Annotated in this window: 1 protein-coding gene; it reads left to right on the plus strand. The window is 30.7% G+C overall.

Going from position 1 to position 652, the window contains the following annotated elements:
* Positions 1-4: 4 nt before the first annotated feature.
* Positions 5-652 (plus strand): carbohydrate ABC transporter permease (locus HMPREF9957_RS03165; protein WP_004241940.1); only part of this gene is annotated, 648 nt, incomplete at its 3' end.

Here is a 652-nt window from a genome sequence, read left to right on the forward strand (position 1 = left end):
GTTTATGGCACAAAAAGTTATGAGCCTACAAAATAGGAAGAATCAAAAAAGACGATTTATCTTTTTATTTCTTTTGCCAACGTTGATTTGTTTCTTTCTATTTTATTTTTATTCTGTAGTAACAATCTTTTTAACTTCATTTGCTAAATGGGATTATACAAATTTAAACACCCCTGAGTTTCTAGGATTTGATAAATTATTTGAAAATTATAGGTATGTTTTTAAAGAATACCCATTTTTTACAGAAGCTCTAATTAATTCTGTTCGTTGGGCTGTAATTGGTGTTATTATTCAAGTTCCTTTAGCTTTATCTGTTGCAATTACATTATCTAAGAAATTAAAAGGATGGAAGATATCTAGAAATCTTTATATTGTACCGAGTATTATTTCCAGTGCTGCTATGGGATTGATTTTTCTTCAAATCTATAATCCAAACTATGGTGTTGTTAACCAAGTTATCCATCTATTTAATCCATCGTTTAAAGATTCAGTGCTGTTGACTCCAGGATTAAATATAGCAGCCATGACTGGCGCTTATATTTTCTTTGCAGGAGCATCAACAATTATGATTCTAGGGCAAATTTTTGCTATTCCAGAAGAAGTTCAAGAAGCTGCTATTTTAGACAATATTACTGGTTGGAGGAAAGAGTGG

Source organism: Streptococcus mitis SK1080 (assembly GCF_000220085.1).
Taxonomy (GTDB): Bacteria; Bacillota; Bacilli; order Lactobacillales; family Streptococcaceae; genus Streptococcus; species Streptococcus mitis_K.